21 protein-coding genes, 1 tRNA gene and 1 riboswitch are annotated in these 23301 nt (G+C 43.5%); of the genes, 10 read left to right on the forward strand and 12 right to left on the reverse strand.

Features of this window, described 5'->3' with window-relative positions; translation table 11 throughout:
* Window positions 1–69: 69 nt before the first annotated feature.
* Window positions 70–990 (forward strand): tRNA (adenosine(37)-N6)-dimethylallyltransferase MiaA, encoded by a 921-nt coding sequence (miaA, locus tag LLF92_05605; protein ID MCE5340588.1) that lies wholly within the window; start codon window positions 70–72, stop codon window positions 988–990.
* 1 nt (window position 991) lies between these two features.
* Here miaA and LLF92_05610 read toward each other — a convergent pair.
* A tRNA-Ser gene (locus LLF92_05610) sits at window positions 992–1076 on the reverse strand.
* A gap of 292 nt (window positions 1077–1368) precedes the next feature.
* On the opposite strand from LLF92_05610, the gene LLF92_05615 reads away from it, so the two are divergent.
* A complete protein-coding gene (locus LLF92_05615; GenBank protein ID MCE5340589.1) occupies window positions 1369–2661 on the forward strand; it encodes a 3-deoxy-D-manno-octulosonic acid transferase in 1293 nt (430 codons plus the stop codon).
* On the opposite strand, the gene LLF92_05620 is transcribed toward LLF92_05615, so the two are convergent.
* A complete protein-coding gene (locus LLF92_05620) occupies window positions 2651–3514 on the reverse strand; it encodes an AraC family transcriptional regulator (GenBank protein MCE5340590.1) in 864 nt (287 codons plus the stop codon). The genes LLF92_05615 and LLF92_05620 overlap by 11 nt on opposite strands.
* A gap of 141 nt (window positions 3515–3655) precedes the next feature.
* Between LLF92_05620 and LLF92_05625 the strand changes: the two genes are divergently transcribed.
* Window positions 3656–4669 carry a hypothetical protein gene (locus LLF92_05625; GenBank protein MCE5340591.1) on the forward strand — a complete coding sequence of 338 codons (1014 nt, stop codon included), beginning with the start codon at window positions 3656–3658 and terminating at the stop codon, window positions 4667–4669.
* A 39-nt stretch (window positions 4670–4708) separates the two neighbouring features.
* On the opposite strand, the gene LLF92_05630 is transcribed toward LLF92_05625, so the two are convergent.
* From LLF92_05630 to LLF92_05645, 4 genes are all read right to left on the reverse strand, one after another.
* Window positions 4709–5284, reverse strand: coding sequence for a lipid-binding SYLF domain-containing protein (locus LLF92_05630; GenBank protein ID MCE5340592.1), 576 nt, complete (start codon window positions 5282–5284; stop codon window positions 4709–4711).
* 195 nt (window positions 5285–5479) lie between these two features.
* Window positions 5480–5860 carry a hypothetical protein gene (locus LLF92_05635; protein ID MCE5340593.1) on the reverse strand — a complete coding sequence of 127 codons (381 nt, stop codon included), beginning with the start codon at window positions 5858–5860 and terminating at the stop codon, window positions 5480–5482.
* Between the two features lie 135 nt (window positions 5861–5995).
* Entirely contained in the window at window positions 5996–7348 is a 1353-nt protein-coding gene (bioA, locus tag LLF92_05640) for an adenosylmethionine--8-amino-7-oxononanoate transaminase (GenBank protein MCE5340594.1), read from the reverse strand.
* A 1-nt stretch (window position 7349) separates the two neighbouring features.
* Window positions 7350–7919: a hypothetical protein gene (locus LLF92_05645; protein ID MCE5340595.1), complete on the reverse strand. Its 570-nt coding sequence runs from the start codon at window positions 7917–7919 to the stop codon at window positions 7350–7352.
* 60 nt (window positions 7920–7979) lie between these two features.
* Here LLF92_05645 and LLF92_05650 point away from each other — a divergent pair, with 60 nt between their 5' ends.
* The 3 genes from LLF92_05650 to LLF92_05660 all read left to right on the forward strand — a co-directional run bounded on the left by LLF92_05650 (window position 7980) and on the right by LLF92_05660 (window position 11977).
* A complete protein-coding gene (locus LLF92_05650) occupies window positions 7980–8645 on the forward strand; it encodes a protein-L-isoaspartate(D-aspartate) O-methyltransferase (GenBank protein MCE5340596.1) in 666 nt (221 codons plus the stop codon).
* Window positions 8645–10726, forward strand: coding sequence for an ATP-dependent DNA helicase RecG (gene recG, locus LLF92_05655; protein MCE5340597.1), 2082 nt, complete (start codon window positions 8645–8647; stop codon window positions 10724–10726). Before LLF92_05650 ends, recG begins: the two co-directional genes overlap by 1 nt.
* A gap of 213 nt (window positions 10727–10939) precedes the next feature.
* A complete protein-coding gene (locus LLF92_05660; protein MCE5340598.1) occupies window positions 10940–11977 on the forward strand; it encodes a LacI family transcriptional regulator in 1038 nt (345 codons plus the stop codon).
* On the opposite strand, the gene LLF92_05665 is transcribed toward LLF92_05660, so the two are convergent.
* The 3 genes from LLF92_05665 to LLF92_05675 all read right to left on the reverse strand — a co-directional run bounded on the left by LLF92_05665 (window position 11931) and on the right by LLF92_05675 (window position 15483).
* Window positions 11931–12647, reverse strand: coding sequence for a DUF4339 domain-containing protein (locus LLF92_05665; GenBank protein ID MCE5340599.1), 717 nt, complete (start codon window positions 12645–12647; stop codon window positions 11931–11933). The two genes, LLF92_05660 and LLF92_05665, sit on opposite strands and share 47 nt — an antisense overlap.
* Before the next feature lie 161 nt (window positions 12648–12808).
* Window positions 12809–14221: a hypothetical protein gene (locus LLF92_05670; protein ID MCE5340600.1), complete on the reverse strand. Its 1413-nt coding sequence runs from the start codon at window positions 14219–14221 to the stop codon at window positions 12809–12811.
* 89 nt (window positions 14222–14310) lie between these two features.
* On the reverse strand, window positions 14311–15483 hold the full coding sequence (locus LLF92_05675; protein MCE5340601.1) for a rhomboid family intramembrane serine protease: 1173 nt from the start codon (window positions 15481–15483) through the stop codon (window positions 14311–14313).
* A gap of 63 nt (window positions 15484–15546) precedes the next feature.
* On the opposite strand from LLF92_05675, the gene LLF92_05680 reads away from it, so the two are divergent.
* Both LLF92_05680 and LLF92_05685 read left to right on the forward strand, forming a co-directional pair.
* Window positions 15547–16638, forward strand: a complete 1092-nt coding sequence (locus LLF92_05680) for a Xaa-Pro peptidase family protein (protein ID MCE5340602.1) — start codon at window positions 15547–15549, stop codon at window positions 16636–16638.
* Window positions 16639–16708: 70 nt separating this feature from the next.
* On the forward strand, window positions 16709–17086 hold the full coding sequence (locus tag LLF92_05685) for a hypothetical protein (GenBank protein MCE5340603.1): 378 nt from the start codon (window positions 16709–16711) through the stop codon (window positions 17084–17086).
* Between the two features lie 23 nt (window positions 17087–17109).
* Here LLF92_05685 and ettA read toward each other — a convergent pair whose 3' ends face one another.
* Window positions 17110–18783, reverse strand: a complete 1674-nt coding sequence (gene ettA, locus LLF92_05690) for an energy-dependent translational throttle protein EttA (protein ID MCE5340604.1) — start codon at window positions 18781–18783, stop codon at window positions 17110–17112.
* Between the two features lie 142 nt (window positions 18784–18925).
* On the opposite strand from ettA, the gene LLF92_05695 reads away from it, so the two are divergent.
* Entirely contained in the window at window positions 18926–20710 is a 1785-nt protein-coding gene (locus tag LLF92_05695; GenBank protein MCE5340605.1) for a tetratricopeptide repeat protein, read from the forward strand.
* 142 nt (window positions 20711–20852) lie between these two features.
* Here LLF92_05695 and thiC read toward each other — a convergent pair whose 3' ends face one another.
* Window positions 20853–22154 carry a phosphomethylpyrimidine synthase ThiC gene (gene thiC, locus LLF92_05700; protein MCE5340606.1) on the reverse strand — a complete coding sequence of 434 codons (1302 nt, stop codon included), beginning with the start codon at window positions 22152–22154 and terminating at the stop codon, window positions 20853–20855.
* 103 nt (window positions 22155–22257) lie between these two features.
* Window positions 22258–22372, reverse strand: a riboswitch (TPP riboswitch).
* Window positions 22373–22462: 90 nt separating this feature from the next.
* Between thiC and LLF92_05705 the strand changes: the two genes are divergently transcribed.
* Window positions 22463–22741, forward strand: a complete 279-nt coding sequence (locus LLF92_05705) for a DUF1232 domain-containing protein (GenBank protein MCE5340607.1) — start codon at window positions 22463–22465, stop codon at window positions 22739–22741.
* Here LLF92_05705 and LLF92_05710 read toward each other — a convergent pair.
* A complete protein-coding gene (locus LLF92_05710) occupies window positions 22738–23217 on the reverse strand; it encodes an isoprenylcysteine carboxylmethyltransferase family protein (GenBank protein MCE5340608.1) in 480 nt (159 codons plus the stop codon). The two genes, LLF92_05705 and LLF92_05710, sit on opposite strands and share 4 nt — an antisense overlap.
* Window positions 23218–23301: the final 84 nt, after the last annotated feature.

Below are 23301 nucleotides of genomic sequence, written 5' to 3' on the forward strand. Positions count from 1 at the left end.
TAAAATATGGCAACTTTTCGCAAACATGTTATTATACCGTATCTTAAGATTTGGATACAGTCAAAATATATGATTAAAATTAAGATACTAATTTTAGGCGTTACCGCCGGCGGCAAAGGAAAATTAGCCTTTGAACTCGCCAAAAAACTCGATGGCGAAATTATCAGCGTCGATTCGATGAAAGTCTATCGCAGAATGGACATCGGCACTGCCAAGCCTCCAAAAGAAAGAGTAACGGAGGTAAAACATCATTTAATAGATGTCGTCGAACCGAGCGAATCGTTCAGCGTTGATACATTTTTAAACCTCACAGAACAGGCGGTAAAAGATATTCAGTCCAGAAACAAACCGGTCATTGCTGTCGGCGGAACGGCAATGTATATCAAGGCGATGCTGTACGGCATTTTCGAAGGCCCCGGCACGGATGAAAACATTAGAAAAAAGCTGAAAGAGCGAATCGCTGCCGTTGGCCTTGAAGAATTGCACAAAAAACTCACCGTCGTTGACACCGAAGCCGCAGGTCGAATACATCAAAACGATGAGAAGAGAATTATCCGTGCGTTGGAAGTTTACGAACTTACCGGCAAGCCTATTTCTTCATTTCAAAATCAATTTTCAGCCGAGCCGAAAAACGATTGGCTGGTAATAGGCCTGCAAAGAGACAAGGACGACGCCTCGCACAGAATTAATACGAGAATAAAAAAGATGGTTGAAATGGGACTCGTCGATGAAGTCAAGTCATTGTTGGCCGAAGAAAAACCGTTAAGTATGCAGGCCAGATGCGCGATTGGTTACGCGGAGATTATAAATTATCTCGAAGGCAAAGAAACTCTCGAAAATTCGATTGAGCAGATAAAAATCAATACCCGCAGATTCGCCAAAGCGCAAAGAACGTGGTTTAAGACATTTCGATTTGCAAATTGGCTCAACCTCGCCCCGGATGATAAAGTCGAGCAAGTTCTCGACCGAGCATTAACTCTTCTAAAATAAACGGAAGGGAGAGGATTCGAACCCCTGGTACGTTGCCGCACTGTGGTTTTCAAGACCACCACCTTAAGCCGCTCGGTCACCCTTCCAAATAACTGTCTAATAAGCACTTATGCTTAATAAACGCCGTATTATCTTTTCAAACAGTACTTAAAATTTGCCGCGACAAAGGATTTAGAACCGCAAAATCCAAGTGCCGGATAGCTTAGGGTGATTTTACACCCCGCAGGTCAGTTTTGCAAGAAAATTTACGGCAGTCTTTGACAGTTATTGCTCGTTCTGTTATAAATTTACGTAACGCCGACTCGACTTTCTCATCCGTAGTTCACTGGTCGAATCATTTCGGGCGTTTTTTTGTTTTTTAAGGCAATATAAAATTCAATGGAATTACTTTACGATTTTATCTATCTGCTTGCGCTAATCGCGTACAGTCCTAAAATTATCTACCGTGCCATAACACAGAATCGGTACAGAACCGGCTGGGACGAAAGACTCGGCAAAGTCCGTCGAAATTCGCCGCAGAAAAAATGCGTCTGGATTCACGCCGTCAGTGTCGGCGAAGTCAACGCGACTAAAACTCTCGTTGCAGAACTCAAAAAGCAGCTTCCCGATTATGAAATAATAATCAGCGTAACAACCGATACCGGTATCGAGCAGGCACGAAAAATTTACGGCAAAGATTTGAGATTATTTTTCTATCCTTTCGATTTTTCGTTTGTTGTTAAGCGTGCGTTTAAAAAATTGAAACCGAATATTTGCCTGCTGATGGAACTTGAGGTTTGGCCTAATTTCACATCGAGAGCGACAAAGCTGAATATCCCTGTTGTCGTCATCAACGGCAGAATCAGCGACAGAAGTTTCCCACGCTACAAACTCGTCAGGCCGATTGTTGCCAATACATTTAAAAAGGTCGCCCTGTTTCTTTCGCAGGATCAAACTTATGCCAAGCGTTTTATCAAACTTGGCGGCAGAAAAGAATCGACAGTTGTTACCAGCAGTTTGAAGTACGACACTGCACAAGTTGTTGACAAAGTCGAAGGCGCTGACAAAATCGCACAGCAAATAAACTTTGCCAATCAAAAGCTCATTGTCGCCGGCGGAACAGGTATCGATGAGGAAAAAATTATAATCGACATTTTCAAAAAATTAAAACAAAACGTAAATTACAGTGATGTTCGTCTGGTAGTCGTACCGCGAAAACCGGAACGCTTTAATGAGGTCGCCGATTTGATTGTCAAGTCGGGTCTTGAACTTACACGATACAGCAAAATAAAATCCGGCGAACAGGCTGCCGAAATAAACACATCTACCGTAATACTCGGCGATACGATGGGGGATTTGCGAAAATTTTATTCGCTGGCTGAATTGGTTTTCGTCGGCCGTTCGCTTGTGCCGATGGGCGGCTCGGATATGATGGAATCGACCGCTATGGGCAAATGCACAATCTTTGGCCCGCATACGTTTAACTTCAAGGGAACTGTAAAATCCCTGCTTAACGCAAAAGGCGCAATTGAAGTAGCGGACGGAAACGAACTTTATAAAACGCTGTGCAAATGCCTTGATGAGCCGCAGTTCGCCAAACAAATCGCGTCAGCAGGCCAAAACGTGATTAAAGAAAATCAGGGTGCAACTCAAAAAACAGTTGCTGCTATCCTTGGGTTACTCAAAAAATAGGTTTCGAAAATTGACTGCGGAACTCTTTCGGACACATTTTTTTGATTTGCCGAAACCGTCTGTTGAAATTTGCTAAGCTCTGAAATCCGGATTTAAAACATATTTCCAATATACTCATATCAGTCTCAATCAGAAGAGCACAGGCACTGTTTATGCGAAGTTCGTTAAGGTAATTGACATAATTTTTACCGGTTGTCCGTTTAAAAAACCGGCTGAAAGCCGAAACGCTCATATGTACAGAATCCGCAACCTCCGTAAGATTTATTTCTTCACCGTAATTTTTACTAAGATACTCAAGAACCTTATCTATTCTGTTGCTCTGTTCTGAATTGATATTTTTCGTGAATATTTTCAGAGATAACACTTCTACTTTCTTGCATCCGCCGAGTTTGTCCAGTATATCAAGCAAAGACAGCATTTTTTTAAAATCCTGCTGCCCGTCCATTTCAAGCATTTGAGCGATTATCTCATCTCTCATTCCGCCGTTAAAACAAATTCCTGCTGCGCTTTTATTTAGCAGCGTCCTGATGATTTTAAACTCCGGCCTTTCCCATATTACATCGCCAAGAAAATTTTTATCGAATTGAATCACACACGCCTTATTGTCCGCCGTCGTATTTGTTTTTTTCGACTGCCACGTATGCGGCACATTGGGCCCGATTAACACAAGGTCGCTTTCGTTATAATTATTTATGCTGTCCCCTACAAATCTTTGGCCCCTGCCCTTAAAAATAGCCGTAAGTTCATATTCATTGTGATGATGCCAATTGAACGAAAATTCACGTTCTTGTCTTACACAATATCTGAAAGACAAATCCGACGACGGCAGAATTTTTTCAAAATTTGGTTTCATATCCAACAACCCATACTTTATTGACCAATATAATGCATATTTTATCAATAACAAGCAAAAAAGTACTAAAAAACGCCAATATCCGCAAAGCTAAATTATCTTTTATTTGTAAAATGGGATTATCTTTTCAAAAGGATATTTATGAGAACACCGGATTTTAATAATATACTGAAAGTGCTCAACAGGACAAAACCTGACCGTCCGACATTGTTTGAATTTTTTCTAAATAAACCTCTATATGAAAAAATTGCCGGAAAAGAAATTGTCGCCGCCAATCCCGATTGGCAGTGGAACACTGTCTGTCCGGTTCTAATACACGCTTTCAAAAACGCCGGCTATGATTACGTAACTGTTCAGGGCAGCGAGTTTACTTTCCCCAACCCGGAGCCGGAGCATAAAAAGACTATTTCTCTGAATGCGGGAAATGCAATTTACGATAGAGATAGTTTTAATGTTTATCCCTGGCTTGACCCACAAAACTTCGATTATTCGCCGTTAAAAAATGCTGACAGGATGCTTCCAGACGGAATGAAATTAATAGTATGTGGTCCTTGTGGGGTTCTGGAAAATGCAATTGCACTTGTTGGCTATGAGCGTCTTTGTATGCTATCGTTTGATAACCCAACTCTCGTCAGTGATATTTTCGGCGCGATAGGCGAAAGACTGGTTAAATATTATCAAATATGTGCTTCATACGATACTGTTGGAGCGTTAATTTCAAATGATGACTGGGGTTTTAAAACTCAAACAATGCTTTCGCCTGCCGATATGCGGAAATATGTTTTGCCGTGGCACAAAAAAATCGTTGATACAATCCATAAAGCAGGCAAGCCTGTAATTCTTCACAGTTGCGGCAAGCTTGACGATGTTATGGATGATATAATTCAAATGGGTTACGATGCGAAGCATTCGTATGAAGACATTATCGAACCTGTCGAAAGTTTCTACGGAAGAATGAGCGGCAAAATCGCGATTGTAGGCGGAATCGACCTTGACTTTATTATTAATTCATCGCAGACAAAAATAAAACAACGCTGCATTGAAATGCTGAAATTGAGCGAAAGGAAAGGCGGTTATGCGTTGGGGACAGGAAACAGTGTCCCTGATTATGTTCCGGATGAAAACTACTTTGCGATGATTGATACGGTTCGATAGTTTGTCCCGCCATATTCAGTTAAACCTGTAATGCTTTTCTCATTTAGGCAGATTAACTTTTTTCATAACAACTTTGGTTTCATAATTAAACTTCTGACCGCCCAGCGACGCGTCAACCATAGCGCCGACATCAGTCATAATAAAGACCGCCATACCGTCTTTGTAATCCGCTTTTGCCGCCGCTCCCCATTTGATTGCCACACCTGTTACCTGCGCAGCGAAAGCGTACTCGCCGGAAATGAATCGTTCAAAATCCTGCTGCTCTCTGAAGAAGATAATTTCACGGTAAAACTCGCCGCCTAATGAAAGCCCGCCGGATGCCTGTTTCATATCACAGTAGCCGACCATCTCGCCATTCTCATAAACTTCGCCTCTGCCGTAGGCAAAGCCGGCGAGAAATGCACCTTTGAAAATCTTCGGCAGCACAGCATAACCATACGATTTATCAAAGAAAGTCTGCAAAGTAGGGTCTTTTTCTTTCATAATCTCAATAGCTTCAGCAGCTTCAGATTGAAGTTTAATCTTTTGATAAGGCTCTTTCGGAGTAACTTCACATCCGCATACGAACATCGCAAAAACAAAAAAGACCGCCAAAGAAACTTGCATCGCTTTCATACTTTACCTCCATGGTAAACCATAAAAAAACATTATTTTGTCAATAAATTCTGTTATTAGTAAATTTTAACATCAAATTACGTCTCGGAAGAGAATACATAATTGTATCCTTTTCCTTGAAAATTTCAATAGCCTGCATAGTCTATTCTTTTACCTGTTTTTCCCATGCCGATTGTGCCTGTTTTTGCAAAAAAATTACATCTTTTTAAGCTCGCCAGACTGAAGAGAAAATTTTAAATTACTTTTCGACTTGCTCGCAGGATTGTTCGAATCAGCAGGTTCGAAGACAACATTATCTACTTTTTTTTCCACAAATTTTCTTGGGCTATACTCAACCATTGTATAATCTACAAACATTGACAGAACGCCATTTTTTGTCGCCGCATAAAATACAATTGGTTCTCCTTCTATTGTTATATTTGTTTTCTTTAATCCATAAAATCCCTGCTTCGACTGATAAGCGAATATAAATTTCACTCTCTGTTCATCAGGATTTTTTGTACTCTCTACCGAAACAAAATGATTATTAGTTATTATGGCGGGCGTAAAGAAAAACCTGTTTATCGCACCTTTCACAGCGCCTTTTGCAATTATATTAATAAGTAAAAAAGGCAAGACAAATCCAACAAGGAAAAGCACCATATACACTATTTTTCTCTTTACCGACATCCATTCCGCTTTCAAAGAAAAATACAGCTTTAATTATACCTGTTATGTTATCTTTGGCAAATCGTTTTTGAGCGTATCCGAAACAACATCCAGCAGTGTTTTTAATGTACCTAAATCAATCGCAACCGGCGGCATAAGCACAATCACATCCGACAACGGCCTCATCATCACGCCTTTTTGCCGCATAGCGGTACAAAGCTTGGCACCAATGAGCTTTTCATAAGCGAAAGACTCTTTTGTCTTTTTGTCTTGCACTATTTCGATACCGCTCATCAAACCGCATTGCCGAACATCGCCGATGTAATCCAGATTTGAAATTTTATTGAAATATTCTTTCATCAACTTAATTTTCGCAGGCAGCGATTCGATAATTTTATTTTTCTCGAACAGTTCCAGCGAAGCAACCGCCGCCGCACATGCCAGCGAGTTGCCCGTGTACGTATGGCCGTGATAAAAGGTTTTGCAGTCTTCAGGCTGACCTAAAAACGCGTCAAAAATCTCCTGCGTAGCAAGCGTCGCAGCCAGCGGCAGATAACCGCCTGTTATGCCTTTGGCGACACACATAATGTCCGGCTCAACATCTTCATTCTCACAGGCAAACATCTTTCCTGTCCTGCCGAAACCTGTCGCGACTTCATCGGCAATCATCAGCACGTTATATTTTTGGGTAAGTTCTCGAACGCCCTTTAAAAATCCCTGCGGATGAACAATCATTCCCGCCGCGCCTTGCACTAATGGTTCGACAATAATCGCACAGGTCTTGCCGGATTCTTTTTTCAAGATTTCTTCGATTTTATCCAGCGTAAATTGTTTACACTGTTCGCTGCTGCCGTCGAACCTGTACGGAAATGGCGAAGGCACAAAATGTGAATCGAAAAGCATCGGCCGAAAGATGGAATGAAACAATTCGATACCGCCGACACTGACCGAGCCGATTGTATCGCCGTGGTAGGATTGACCAAGTGCGATGAATTTATCGCGTTTCTGCCATGTGTTGCGATAATATTGATATGCGATTTTTAACGCGATTTCAACGGAAGTCGCGCCGCTGTCTGAATAAAAAACTTTGCAAAGATTTTTCGGCGCAATACTGACAAGTTTCTCCGCAAGTTCGATTGATTTTGTCTGCGCAAGGCCGAGCAATGTACTGTGTGAAATTTTTTCGAGTTGACTGCGAATCGCATCGTCTATTTTTTTCACACGATGACCGTGAACATTGCACCACAGACTGCTTACGCCGTCGATATAGCGATTGCCTTCGGTATCGATTAAATAAAAACCGTCGCCGGACTCAATCACTACCGGCTCGGTTTCGAGCCAGCCTTTCATTTGCGTAAACGGATGCCAGAGATACTGCTTATCGACGTTGATTAATCGTTGCGTGTTTTCGTTCATACTATTTTACTTTTTCATAAAATTTATCTTTTGGCGACTGATTATAAACGTTGGGGTCATTGCTGTATTTACCGACAAAACCCTGAAGTTCTTTTGTCGAAGCGGTCAAAACAATTCTGTCGTTTACATTTTCATGTTTCACGGCATTCGGGTCGGCCTTTAATATTTTATCAACACCTTCCGGATTCATCGCCAGCAAACTCAATCCATTGTCGTGCATTTCGACTTTCACGAACGTATGAGCGCCAATGAGATGTGCTTTATAATAATCGTTGCCGGGAATATTCATATCTTTAGGATAAAGGTCGAGAAAAGATTCGCTTCCGACTTTGCCCAGCATAGCCTCAAATTTTGCAATTCCCTTTTCGTCGGTGTAAATTACATCATATTTTTTGCCCGCGACAGAACTGAACTGCCAGAAATTGTTCGAATCGGCCTGATGCCATTTGCCGACAAGATTAGCGTCAAACACGATTTCGTTTTCTGTAAACAGCGGATGTAGCGACGGCACACAACCACCCAAAGCAACAGCGAGTAAATAAAAAGCTATTTTTTTGATTTTGGTTTTCATAAATTAATCTCCTTAAAGAATTAATTTGCAAAATTCAGATTAGTTGGACAATATTATATTATGTGGCAGACAAATGAAAAGGATAAACTTGCCCGGCAGAGGCAGGCGATGATTCAAACTCAGCTCAAGGCTCGCGGAATCAGCAACCCTGCTGTTTTGCAGGTAGTGGGCGAAATCCCGCGGGAAATTTTTATTCCCGCCCAGTTGCGTCCGCAGTCCTACGACGACAATCCGCTGCCAATCGGCCACGGCCAGACAATCAGTCAGCCGTACATTGTCGCCCTGATGACACAGGAACTAAAAATAGATAAGCAATGCGACATCCTCGAAATCGGCACCGGCAGCGGCTATCAGACCGCTATACTGGCAGCACTTGGCAAACGCGTTTATACTATCGAGCGAATCGAACAGCATTCAGCCGATGCGGTGGAGCGTTTGAAGAAATTAAACATAACAAATGTGGATTTTGCAATTGGCGACGGAACTTGCGGCTGGTCAGACGACATAAAATTTGATAGAATCATAATCACTGCCGCTGCGCCGAAAATGCCGGAGCCATTGGCCGAACAATTAAAAATCGGCGGATTGGCGATTGTACCAATCGGCGAAGAAATCGTACAGGAATTTGTGCTGCTCGAAAAAACAGCGACAGGTTTTAAATCGAAAAATATTTGCGGCTGCAGATTTGTAAAACTTATAGGAAAACACGGCTTCGCGGAACAATAATGACGGAAAAAGAATTTAATAATTTAAGCCTCGACACTCCGATACAGTATTTGAAAGGAGTCGGGCCTGCGCGGGCGCAAACACTGGCGAAACTGGAAGTCAAAACCGCGACTGATTTGCTCGAGTATTATCCGCGAGAGTGGTCTTTTGCGCCGGAGCCGATAAAAATTGAACATCTCAATCCCGACCATAATGTTACGCTGATAGGTTACGTCGAAAGCACCGACTGGCAGGCGTGGCGAAGGCCACCTTTTTTTGAAGCGTATATCAACGACGACACGGGATTGTGCAGAATCATCTGGTTTAACGGCAGATACCTCAAAGATAAAATCACGCCCGGAATGAAAATCGCCGTCTGGGGCAAGACAGCTCTTTATAAGCATCAGCTCCAGATTGCCAATCCAAAATTTGAAATTATACCAGAAGATGAAAACATCCCGGATAACTTAAGCGGCCCCGTTTATCCGGCAACAGCGAATCTGTCCAGCGCACAGATAAAAAAGATAATTCACAATTCGCTCCTCGGCCTTACAGAGCTAATCCCGGAATTTTACGACTCGGCGTTTTTGAAAAAGTCAAATCTCATCGACAGAAAAAAGGCGTTTCAGTGGATTCACAATCCCATTGACGAAAACCAAATCGCAAAGGCAAAACGTCGGTTGAAATATGATGAGTTGTTTCTGATGCAGACTGCACTCGCCGTTCGCAGATATAAAGTCAGACATTACGAAAAAGCACAGTCCCTTTTGCGGACGGATACGATCGATTCACGAATCCGGAAAAGATTTCCGTTTCTGCTCACCGAAGACCAGGACAAAACAATTGAGGAAATTGTCGCCGATTTGACCAAACAAATCCCGATGAACCGCCTGCTTCAGGGCGATGTCGGAAGCGGAAAAACCGTCGTAGCTCTTTACGCCGCGCTGGTGGCAGTCGCGAATAAAAAACAGGTGGCGATTATGGCGCCGACCGAAATTCTGGCCGCGCAGCACTTCACGAGTATTGAGCGTTACCTGAAAGACAGCAATGTAAATCGGTGTTTAATCACCGGCGGTCTTACCGGCGATAAGCGAAAAGAAATCCTCGCGGACATAAAATCCGGAAAGACAAACATTGTCGTCGGCACTGTCGCTATTTTGCAGGAGGATATCCAGTTCGCAGACCTTGCACTGGTAATAATCGACGAGCAGCACAAATTCGGCGTTCATCAGCGTGCGGGACTGCGAAAAGACACAACACCCCACTGCCTTGTTATGACGGCAACGCCGATTCCAAGGACGCTGGCGATGACGGTATTCGGCGATTTGGATATTTCTATCATCAGACACTGCCCGCCCGGCCGAGGCGATGTCGTTACAAGATACATTCATCCGGAGGATTTGCCAAAGGCCTATGAATTTATCCGTGAAAGGCTCAAAGCGAGAAAACAGGCGTTTTTCGTATATCCAAGAATCGTTGACAGCGAAAACGGCGACGTCAAAGCCGCGATTGCCGAATATGAAAATCTGCGAAAGAAAATCTTCCCTGAATTTAACATCGGTCTGCTGCACGGCCAGATGAAAGGCGATGACAAACAAAGGATTATGGAAGAATTCAGAAAAGGAAAAGTCAACTGCCTTGTCTCAACGGTTCTCATTGAGGTCGGAATCGATATTCCGAACGCGACGATAATGGTTATCGAGGAAGCTGATATGTTCGGCCTTGCGCAACTGCATCAGCTTCGCGGCAGAATCGCCAGAAGCTCATCAAAATCATATTGCCTGCTCGTCGCGCAGACAGAAAATGAAACCGCCAACAACAGACTTGAAATTATGGAACAAAGCAACGATGGTTTCGAAATCGCCGAGCACGATTTAAAAATTCGCGGCCCCGGAGAATTATTAAGCTCACGCCAGCACGGCCTACCCGATATGAAAATCGCCAACATTATCGACGATATGGATTTGCTGCAAATGGCACGAAAAGATGCGTTTGAACTCGTCGAAAAAGACCCTATGCTGACCTCCGCCAATCACAAAAACATCAGGGCTGAACTCGTCCGCAAATTTTCCGACTCACTGACTCTTGTTGACGTTGCCTAAACAATATTTACCCTTATTTGGTCAAACATTACCCATCATAAGATTTATTAAAAAAAATAAATTGCATAGAAATATAAAAAAGATATAATAACATAAGTCTTTGTTAATTCAGTAGTTGAAGTTTGTTTGAAATTGTAAAAATTTTAAAGACTTTCAACATATAGATTATCAAGTTGAAACGATTCAACAATTATATAGAGGCAAAACGGATTTATGGCAGTAACGCTAAAAGAAGTCGCGAGAATGGCTGGAGTTTCGCCAAGTACGGCTTCACACGCAATAAGAGGAATCCATCCCGGCAAGCGTGCCTTGTCAGCACTGACGATAAAAAGGGTACGCGAAGTAGCGGAGCAATTGGGATACAGACCCAACCTTCTGGCGGCTGGTTTAGCAAACAATAAAACTTTCACAATTGGCGTAATGGTGGCGAATCTGCGGGGAAATTTCCATGAAAGAATTCTGAAAGGCATCACTGAAACTATTTACCCGGAATACACACCCCTGCTTTCGGTACACAATAATCAGCCGGACAGAGAACACAGGGAGATAGAGTTTTTCATTGGTAAGCACGTCGATGGAATTATAGCCGCTTATTCAGGCTACCAGCAGAATATTCATATTTATCGTGAAATTCAAAAGTACAAAATCCCTTTGGTTCTTGTTGATAGGGGTATTGAAGATTTCCAGTGTCATCTGGTGAAGAGCGATTATTATAATTCCGCGTATATAGCCGTCGAGACACTGAATAAATTAGGCCACAGAAATATCGTCTTCGCGTTATCAGGCCGGCAGTCTGAAAACACGAATATGCTTATAGATGGTTTCAAAGCGGCAGTTTCTGAAAAGAATTTAAACGAGTCTGCTGAAATTTACAATGCGGATATGCCGGCGTCATCCGAGGATGACTCGAAGAATCTGGCGGAAAACATAGTTGATTATATTAAATCTAAAAAACCGCAGACGACCGCCCTGCTTGCCGAAAGAGATTGGCTCGCATATGAAATTCTTGCCGTTTGTCAGGAAAGAGGAATCAAAATACCGCAGGAAATCTCATTAATGGGTATCGAGGATTCCGACCCAAGTGCGCTGCGATGCGTGGGATTAAGCTCTGTGCGTATCGAATTACATGAAGTTGGAAGACGCGCAGCCGATTTACTCGTCAAAATCATTAACAGTGCTGAAGTCGGCAATGAACCGCTGGCCGTCAAGCCGACTGTGATGCTTCGTCGGACGACTTCGCCTTTGAAATAATTATCGCTTTTGTTGTCTCAACAAATTGTTTGACCAAAATAATACACAGCACAACAGAGGCAATCGCAGCTAAAATACCAATATAAGGTATCAATGACGCCAGAGACACAATATATGATGCAAGAGCGAGGTCTTCGTTCACGAACGGCGCGTTAATATTACGTTCTCTGCAATAGAGATTCATATCCTTTGCAAGCCCCACCCACGCAACATATATCCAATAAAGATTGAAGATTGGTACAAAACAAAGACCGACAGCTAAACCCGGCGATGTCCGAGCTTTGCCGTCCTGTATGAGTTTCCAGAATCGATACAGCAAGATGTAATTAAGAACAACAGCGGCAACAAGAGCGGGAATACCAATTAAAATAAATGAAAAAACCAACCCGAGAGAAATCAGCCATGTAAACCAAAGCCATAACTTATGAAATGATTCAGGCGTATAATTAGTTTCTGAAGGAACATAAGAAGTCAGACTTATTCCCGGCGGTGTCGGCGGAATAGCAGAAAACTTATCTGCGAACTCACAGGCATCTGCGCGAATCCAGTCAGCCATTCCTTCTTTCCACACCAGCGTTTGCCGCTCAATAGTGCCGTTTTGAATCGAAGATATAATCGTAGCTTCATCGACCGGCCCAATACGCTGATTGTTACGCACATAATACCACATAAGCACCCTTTCAAGTCATTAAAGGCTGAACACTCGTTCTTACGTACAAACCTTAACAGCAACCCCTAAAATTGTTATTGTGAGGAATCCTGCATATCTTTAGCGAAGCAGGATGACGAAGCAATCTCAATTTTTCGAATTATTAGAGGTTGCCTAACGGATTACGGATTAGCGTCGTTTGTCTCGGCAGGATTTGTCGGTTCTTCGCTCGGAGTATTCGGCTCACTCGGCATATTCGGTTCGCTCGGCGTGTTAGAGTCTTTAAGCTCCGCATCTACTGCTGCCGACTGATCTGCTGGCTTATTTTCCGGTTGTTCTTCAGTCTGGTCTTCAGACAGCACTTGAATCTCGGTAAATTTAATCAATGGGAAATTACTCAATGGGTCGGTTGAAATTTCGCCGTTAAGACCGACTTTTTTGCCGTAGTACTCTTTCAAATCGCCCTGCACTGCCGCTGTTGCCGGTTCTGCATAGCTTACAGGTTTGTCTTTATCATCCATTACTATATAACGTTTAAGGTCAGGTCTGCGGCTGTAAACAGCGGAAGGCTTGAACATACCCGTCATGTCAAATCTTGTACCGATACCGGTTTCGGCTTTCTTTTTCTGGCGTTCGTTTTCAATCTCTTCCAGTTGTTTTTGCAATGCGGATTTCTGGCCATCAATCAAACTTGCGGATTGCTTTGCCAGTTCATAGCGGGAAACTGTTTTGAGTGTATATTGTGCATATTCCGCTGCTTTGCCTGCGTCTTTATCAGCCGCAAGCGATTCGAGTCCCGCCCTTATCGCGACATAATTCTGGTCGGCAAGCGGTTTGACTTTTTCGTCTTCAAGCTGTTTGGTATAAGAATAATACTGCTCAAGGTATTTGTTGTTTGGATCAACCTGGTCAACAACTACATTTGGAGTTGAAAAACCTGCCGGTTTTGCTTCCTTTGTCGCTGCCGCTGTCTTTGCAGCAGGCTTGGTTGTTTTCATATCAATCTCATCGGCCTTGCGAAGGAATTTGATATATTGCGTATTCAACCACAGTGTAGCGCCTTCCGGCGGGGTAATTTTATAATAATCGCCGACAGGTTGGCCGAGCAGGCGAACCTTTTGGTCTTTGTTTAATGTTACTTGAACGCTGTCCGAAACCATCGCATCGCGGTCGTCAGCGCCGGCATAAACGCGAACATTATCAGAGTTGACAACACCGATTTCAGGTTTATTTACGTCAACCTGAACATACTGTTTGAAAATCCAGGAAAAGCTGCCCGGCGGAGGCATAATCTGACTCCAGGTAAACTGCTCACCGAGTACAACTATTCTTGCAGGCTGGCCGATTTTGCCGCAACTATAGAAATTCATACCCGGCCCGGAACGAATATTCAGGTCAGCCGCTGTAACTTCGCCGACATAAGGATATTTAAGCTCTGCCGCAGATGCGTTTGCTTCCGCCGACACCGGAGCCGCCGTCGTTTCCTCGACTGGTGCGCCCATCGCCGCCGGCCTTTTACTCTCGGCTGCGAAAGCGGTTACAGACGCCAACACTGATAGTATGATTGCTAACTGGTAAAATCTAATCCGTTTCATAATCTTCCCTTTCCTTAAGAAAGTATGTATATTAATATTGTTAATGAGGTTTTATTATCACAAAGCGTGCGCAATTGTCAAATATTTCTTTAAGATTCCAATCTGCGAATCTCATCTTCGCACATTTTCTTTTGCGCCGGGTCAGACAGTTTGACGACCGATTTTTTCAGATATTCGAGAGCTTTTTTCGTATCTGAAAGGTATCTGCCGTAAATTATACCCAGCATTAACATTACCTGCTCTGAAAATTCGTAATTTCCGTAACAGGCCATGAATTTTTCATAAGCTTGGGCAGCGTTCGCCCAATTGCCTGAAGACATAAGCTGATTAGCGATATCGAGCATTGCCTGCCGCGGCAGAGGCTGCCTGTCGTCCTCTTTGGCCAGTTGCAAATACGAATCCGCCGCCGAAGCGACATTACCTTCGCTTAGCCGTGTCGAAACTTCCCTGCGAAGCGAAGAGATTCTATCTTCCGTCCGCTGCTGCGCTTCGGATTTAACTTCTTTGACTTCGATTTTCTTACTGATTGTGCCGCCGAACGGGTCAACGCCTTCAGCAACAACATCACGATAAACGCGTCTGCGGTTCCATTGCTTAATCATTGACCACAAATCGAAATGGTCTTCAGAAAGCAGCCCCAACACCCGCAACAAAAAAATCGAAAGGATTCCGAACGCGTAACCGCCAAGATGCGCATCGTAGGCGACATTTGCAGCTGAACGTGAAATAACATTATCGATTACAATTAATTTGACAATTATAAGGTACAACGCCGGTATTTCCATTGTCCCGATAATAAAAAACCAATAGACAATCGTGATAAGCGATTGCGGGAACAAAACAAGATATGCGCCGCAAACCGCCGCGATTGCGCCGCTGGCCCCGAGCACAGGCGTTGCCGCCCCGTCGCCGCTGATTGATGCAGCCAGAATATGTCCCAATGCGCTGAACACTCCGCCCGCCAAATAAAACACCAAATAGCCAAGATTGCCGAGCCGGTCGTTTACGTTATTACCGAACATATAAAGGAAGTACATATTTCCCAAAACATGCATAACGCTGCCGTGCAGAAACGCATAAGTTATAAACTGCCACAGGTACGGATAAGCTGGTGTGAGCATATATGCCGACGCCCATTTGTTCGCCGACTGCTGACCGCCGATGTACATCGCGGCAAATATTATAATATTAATGGCAATCAGCGCGTAGTTCATGTATGGCGTCCGCCATGGCTGAATATTAGTCCTAATCGGTAACAACATCCTGTAAAACCTTTTCTAAAAAAATCTCGAAATATATAGGGGAACGTGGTATTTTAATGACTTATGAACAATCATACAAGCAATTTCAAAAACCGTATAAAAAAAGTGCGAGCGAAGCTGGCGGATTTGAAAATCGACGCTTTAATCGTAACAAACCCTTCCAACGTCTCATATTTGAGCGGATTTTGGGGCGGCGATAGCTGGCTAATCGTTACTAAAGATTCAAACACACTAATTACCGACAGCAGATATACACTTCAGGCAAAAAAACAATGTAATTTATGTAAGATATACGAGCGAAAACTGAAAATGCCTGAAACTCTTGCCGAAATTTTCAAAAAAAGTCCAAAACTCAAAACTGCCGCCGTTGAAGCCTCTGTTTCGCTGACGATTTACAACACTTTGAAAAAGCAGTTGCCGACAAAACTCACGAACGTTCAGGGTATTATCGAATCGGTTAGAAAAATAAAAGACGCTTGTGAAATCGAAAAAATAAGACAGGCTGGCACAGTCGCGGAAAATGCACTCAAAAAAGTTTTGCCGAACATCAAAATCGGTATGACAGAAAAGCACATCGCCGCGATGATTGACTTTGAAATGAAAAAAGCGGGAGCCGAACCGTCATTTGAAACGAATGTATCGTTCGGCGCAAATTCAGCGATGGCACATCATCAGCCGTCAATGCAGAAATTGAAAAAAGTCGATACGATTCTGATTGACTACGGCGCGAAACTCAATGGCTATTGTAGCGACATCACAAGATGTTTCGCCGTTGGCAAAGTGAATAAATTTTACGCGAAAGTTTACAAAGCGGTATTGGATGCACAAACCGCAGCGATAAATATGCTCAAGGCGGGAGTGAAAGCCGTTGACGCAGATGCAACTGCAAAGAAAATTATCAAAAAAGAAAACTTGAAACCTTACGGCCATGGCTTGGGCCACGGCTTGGGCATAGACATACACGAATTACCCGCAGTTTCAACTTTTTCTACTTCAAATTTGCAGGCCGGCAATGTTATAACAGTCGAACCCGGCGTTTATCTCGATAATAAATTCGGAATAAGAATTGAAGATGATGTAGTCGTTACAGAAACCGGCTGTGAAATCTTAACAACATTGCTGACAAGCGATGAAGTACCATTAATGAAGATTTAAAAAATATTCTTCGTGCCTTAGAGTCTTGGTGGCTATAATTCATAAAAAACTGAATTTAGGAGAAACAAAAATGAAAAGCAGAATATTTATTTTTGTTATGTGTATTTTTATTTCCGGTTGCGGCGATTTCCCAAATCCCGGAAAGGGTTCAAACTCTGATGAATCAACCCCTGCCCGGTCGAATGTGGATGAATCGAAAATAACAGGCAACCGCATTACTTCCGCACTGGCCACATACAGAGCCGACCATCTGGAATTTCCTGCAAGACTTGATTTATTAGTGCCGAAATATATACCAAAGATAGACCCGCCGCTTTCCGGAAACAAAAGCTGGATATACAAAACTTACGAAGACAACCAGAGATACAAATTAAGCTTTAAGACCAGTACATCAGGTACGTCTGAATGCTACTTCGATTCCAAAGACAATCACTGGATTTCCGAGTAAAGACAAAACCATTACCTGTGATACTATCTCAATTTCAGCGGTTTATATTTTCCGCGGCGGTGAGCTAATCTGTCCGGATTTTCAGCCTGAACCTTTTCTTCATAAGCCGCGAAGTTGCCGACGAACCACTGCGTTTTGCCGCTGCCTTCAAACACAAGCAGATGCGTACAAATTCTATCGAGGAAAAATCTATCGTGGCTAATTACCATCGCGCAGCCCTCGAAGTTTAATATCGACTGTTCGAGAATCCGCATAGTACTAACGTCCAAATCATTGGTCGGCTCGTCAAGCAATAGAAGATTCCCGCCCCTGCGCAGCATTTTTGCAAGATGGATTCTGTTTCGTTCGCCGCCGGAACATTCACATACTTTTTTCTGCTGTTGCGAGCCGGAAAAATTATACTTCGCGACATACGCCCTCGACGAAACCGTCATCCCGCCAACAAGCATCGAATCTTTGCCGTCGGTAATTTCCTCGAAAATCGTTTTATTATCCTCCAGCGCATCGCGGTGCTGGTCAACATATCCAATAGAAACCGTCGAGCCGACATCGATTCCGCCGGCGTCCGGCTTTTCCTGTCCCGTGATTAGTTTCAACAGTGTGGTTTTACCGATACCGTTTGGCCCAATTACGCCGACAATCGCATTCGGCGGCAGTTCGAACGAGCAATTATCAATCAGCGGACTATCGCCGTATTTTTTGCAGACGTTCGTAAAAGTTATAACCTTATCGCCGAGCCTTTGTGGCGATGGTATCTGGATAAGAACTTCGTTTTGCTTGTCATCTTCCGCCTGCGAACTCAAGTCATTATAGGCGTTGATACGCGCCTGATTCTTTACATTACGCGCCTTGACGGAAGTATTAATCCATTCGAGCTCACGCGCAAGAGTTCTCTGACGCTGCGATTGCTGCTTTTCCATCACACGCAGCAATTCCGACTTTTGTTGCAGCCACGAAGAATAATTCCCCTCGAACGGCAGCCCTCTGCCCTTATCGAGTTCGAGAATCCATTTCGTAATATTGTCGAGAAAATACCGGTCGTGCGTTACGATAATAACCGTGCCGTGATATTCCCGCAGCGCAGTTTCAAGCCATTGAACAGTTTCCGCATCAAGATGGTTTGTCGGCTCATCAAGCAGCAGCAAATCAGGTTTTTCCAAAAGCGCCATACAAAGCGCAACACGTCTTCGCTCACCGCCCGACAAAATATTCACCGGCGTATCATCGGCAGGCAGAACCATCGCGTCGGAAACAATGTCAATCAGCCTGTCGGTTTCCCAGCCGTCGCAGGCATCGATTTTATCCTGATAAACCGCCAGCTCTTCCATCAGCTTATTCATTTTCTCATCTGACTGCGGCTCACCAAGCTGATTGGAAATCTCATTGTACCGCTCGACCATATCGAGTATCGGCTTTATCGCCGTCAGAAGATTTCCACGAACGGTCTTATCCATCTCAAGCTGCGGCTCCTGCGCAACATACCGCAGTTTCATTCCCGAAGTCAGCCGCGTTTCACCATGAAATTCCTTATCGATACCCGCCATAATCTTCAGCAGCGTACTTTTGCCGGCTCCGTTTTCGCCGATAACGCCGATTTTCGCGCCGTAGAAAAACGAAAGCGAGATATTTTTTAATACTTCTTTCTGCCCGAAGCTCCGGCAGACATTATTCATTTCAAATATAAATTTTGGAGGCATAATTTAGTCGATAGTTATTAGAAGTTAATAAATAGTTAATTGAATCACGGTGCAGATTATAATCGCTTATATAAAAAAACAAGCGGAAAATTAATTATACCAAAGATTGATTATACACAAAGAAAACCTATAATAGTCGCCTATGCCTAAACAGACGAAAAATATTATCGTTGTTTCAATTTACCTCGCGTTGATTGCGATTACGCTTGCGGTCTTTTGGCAAACGCGTAATTTCGACTTTGTAACGTATGACGACGGCGATTACGTCTATGAAAACGATTATGTGCTCATCGGCCTGACGCCGGACAATGTCGTCTGGGCATTCACAACCGGCGAATCAGCCAACTGGCATCCGCTGACCTGGCTTTCGCTTATGGCGGACGTTGAACTCTTCGGACCCCGCCCCGGCCCAATGCACCTTGTAAATCTATTGTTCCACATCGCAAACACCTTACTGCTTTTTGCGTTAATAAAAAGATTCACAGGCTCGCTATGGCCGAGCGCGTTTGTCGCCGCGGCATTCGCGATTCACCCGATGCACGTCGAGTCCGTTGCGTGGATTTCCGAACGCAAAGATGTGTTGAGCTGCCTGCTGTTCCTGCTCACCCTGACAGCTTACGCAAACTATGTTAATCGCCCGTCCGCACTGCGTTACATCGCAATAATTATAATTTACATACTCGGCCTTATGGCAAAACCTATGCTTGTTACCGTCCCGTTCGTGCTGATGCTTCTGGATTATTGGCCGCTGGATAGAGTTAGATGGCAAAAGTCGGATTTAAAACTAATCCTTGAAAAAATCCCATTTTTTGCTTTCGCATTTGCATCAGGCATTACCACATTTCTCGTCCAGCAAAATGGCGGAGCCGTAGCCGACATCGAGCAGGTCGCGTTGGGCAGCAGAATCGCAAACGCGTTTGTATCATATATAACCTATATCGAAAAAATGTTTTGGCCGACTAATTTAGCGGTATTTTATCCCTTGCAAACCGATATCTCATTTTACCAGACGGCTGTTTGTATCCTGCTTTTTGCGACAATATTTTTCACTGTACTTTGGTTTGGCAGAAAACATAAATATCTCATCACGGGTTGGCTTTGGTTTGTCATAACGCTCATACCCGTCATCGGCATCGTACAGGTCGGTTTGCAGGCCTGCGCCGACAGATATACTTACATACCGTATATCGGCTTGTTTATTATGTTTACATTCTCTGCAAAAGAATATATCGCCCAACGGCCCAAACTAAAAAATGTTGCAGTTGTTTTAGCGGCAGCAGTATTAATCGCACTCGGAACAATCACACACAAACAGACAGGCTATTGGAGTAACGGCATAACGCTTTTCTCACAAACGCTGAATGTAACAAAAGAAAATTACGTGGCGTACAATTGCCTTGGCGTTGCGTATGACAGGGTTGACCGCTTGGACAACGCCATAAACGCCTATCAGCAGGCAATAAAAATTAATCCGGATTATTGTACCGCGTATTATAATCTCGGAATTACATACCGCACGCTTGGTCGTTTCGAAGAAGCTGTCGCAGCAAATGAACTGGCCATAAAAATCAAGCCGAATTATCCGCAGGCGTACAATAATCTTGGAATCAGCTTGGGCAAACTCGGCAGGTTTCAGGAAGCGGCAAACGCCTATCAGCAGTCAATCCGGCTAAAGCCAAATTACGCCGATGCATATTGTAATTTCGGAAACATCTATTTAAAAATCGGTCAATTCCCGCAGGCCATAGAATTTTACAAAAAAGCGTTAAGCATACAGCCCAATTACGCCAAAGCGCATTTTGTCCTCGGCACAATTTATTTAAACACAGGCGATAAAAATTCAGCAATGGGAGAATATACAATTTTGCAAAACCTGAATACAGAACTTGCAAACCAATTATTAAGCCTGATTAACAACATCCATTAAGATGCCTCAAAAATCGTCATTGCGAGGAAGTTTTTGTGGCTTTAGACACAAAAAATGACGAAGCAATCTCAATTTCCTGAATTATTAGAAGTTACGTTAAAATTTTGAATTTGTTTCGTATTTCGGATTTCGTGCTTCGGATTTATTTTTTATATACCTTTGCCAGTTCCTTATTAACTCGCATACTGCACCAGTCTTTTCCGCACATTGTGCAGAAATCATCTTTGTCGCTTGTCTTGCCGCTTTTTGCGCAGGCCTGCTGATGGTATGCACCCGCCGTTTTCGGATCGAGTGACAATCCGATATGATTTTTCCAGTCGAAGGAAGCTCTTGCGATACTCAATTTTTTATCCCTGTCGGCGGAGTTAAGATGACCCCTTGCGACATCGGCCGCGTGCGCCGCGATTTTCGCAGCGACAACGCCCTGCCGTACATCGTCAACATCCGGCAGCCCCAAATGTTCCTTCGGCGTTACATAACATAAATACGAAGCGCCATAAAAACCGGCAGCTGTTCCGCCGATTGCGCTCGTTATATGATCATAGCCCGGCGCGATATCCGTTACCAATGGGCCCAGAACATAGAACGGCGCGTTATGACAATACTTCTGCTGAAGTTTCATATTTCTTTCGATTTGATTGAACGGCACATGTCCCGGCCCTTCAACCATAACCTGACAATTTCTTTCCTGTGCCCGCTGTGTCAGTTCGCCCAGAGTTTTCAATTCTGAAAGCTGTGCTTTATCCGTCGCATCCGCGATGCAGCCCGGCCGAAGTCCGTCACCAAGTGAAAAGCATACATCGTATTGGGCCATTATATCGCAGATGTCATCGAACAATTCATAGAATGGATTTTGTTTATTATGAACGGTCATCCATTTTGCGATTAGCGCCCCGCCTCGACTCACAATGCCGCAAACTCTGTTCACCGCATCCGGAAGATATTGCTTTAAAACGCCCGCGTGAATCGTGAAGAAATCGACGCCCTGTTTTGCCTGTTTTTCGATTGTGTCGAGAATTATCTTCGGAGTTATCTCATCGACGCTTCTGCCGATAATCATTTCATAAACCGGAACCGTACCGAACGGAATCGGACAATGCTCAACGAGTTGTTGGCGTATCTTGTCGAGGTCGCCGCCGGTGCTTAAATCCATAACCGTATCAGCGCCGACTTCCAGCGAGACAGCCAGTTTCTCCATTTCATCTTTAATGGACGAGCTTGCGCTGCTGGTGCCGATATTAGCGTTTACTTTGATACTGACCGCCCTGCCGATACCGATTGGCTTGAGATTCTTTTTCAGATGAACTCTGTTGGCAGGTATCACAAGTCTGCCCGCCGCGATTTCATCGCGTATTGTCGTTACTGGAATGTGTTCGCTTTTGGCTACAAATTTCATTTCTTTGGTTATAACGCCGTTACGTGCCGATTTAATTTGTGTCTTCATAATCTTTCCAATAACCGTTAGCCTCCAGCTTTATGCTGGGGGTTAAAAAACTAACAAAAAAAGGCCGCCTTTGTGAAAGCGACCTTTTAAAAATCATTTTTCCAATTTTTTCAATATCGCTTCCTACGCAGGCATCTCCCATAATGGGATAATCCTGTTCAGGTTCTAAGGGTATTTCTCAGCCCCGCGTCAACCGCAAAGCACCCCTGCTGAAAACGAGAGTATAAAACCGCTCTATCTGAAGGTCAAGGGAAAACAATTATTGTATTTGGTTGTATTTCCCGAAATTTTCGACAAAATACACAGAAATGAAAATCTTCTTTCGCAAAATATTAAAAGACTTGAAAAACTATATCGCTTTGGCCAAACTCCTGAAAGATGACAAAAGAGTGCCCAGAACATCAAAGATTCTATTGGCGTTTGCCATCGGTTATTTTCTGCTTCCGATAGACCTAATTCCAGATTTCATACCGGTAATTGGGCATTTGGACGACCTGATTATAGTTCCGACCCTGATTTTTATCGCGATAAAACTTATTCCCAGAGAAGTTTTCGATGAAAATTATAGACGGGTTTTCGGCAATTAATACAAATTGCAAAGAACAGGTAATATTCCCACTTCGTGAAGCGATTCAACAAGCTCTACCAGTCCCAGCAGCCAGACAAACCATAAAGCCTCAAACGCGGCTTTTCTGAATATTATTGGCCTTACAACATATTCTTTCGGCTCGTTCAATAATTTCAGCAAAGGAAAAAACAACGGCGTTTTTTTACAGTAACTGCTGAAGGCATCTTTGTGGATATACGCCAGTTTCTTCTCTTCAGACAAAATCACAAGCGGATATAACGTTGCGAAGCCCAAAACTATAAAAACCGGAATGGATATAGTTTCAGTTGCCAACCCCACGCCTATCGCCCCCAAAAAGCTAAAAAAATACAATGGATTTCTGCACATTGAATAAGGACCTGTCGTTATTAAAGTATTGCTTTTATAGCCGGAGATGTACAACGCACACCATAATCTGCCTGCCACTGCAATACCCACAAGAACAGACCCTGCCATAAAAAAAATCCCACTCCAGGGAACTTCTGCGTCCCATTTGCTTGCCGACATAAGTATCATAGCAACCACTAATACGACATAGAG

The sequence above is a fragment of the Planctomycetaceae bacterium genome (assembly GCA_021371795.1).
Lineage (GTDB): Bacteria > Planctomycetota > Phycisphaerae > Sedimentisphaerales > UBA12454 > UBA12454.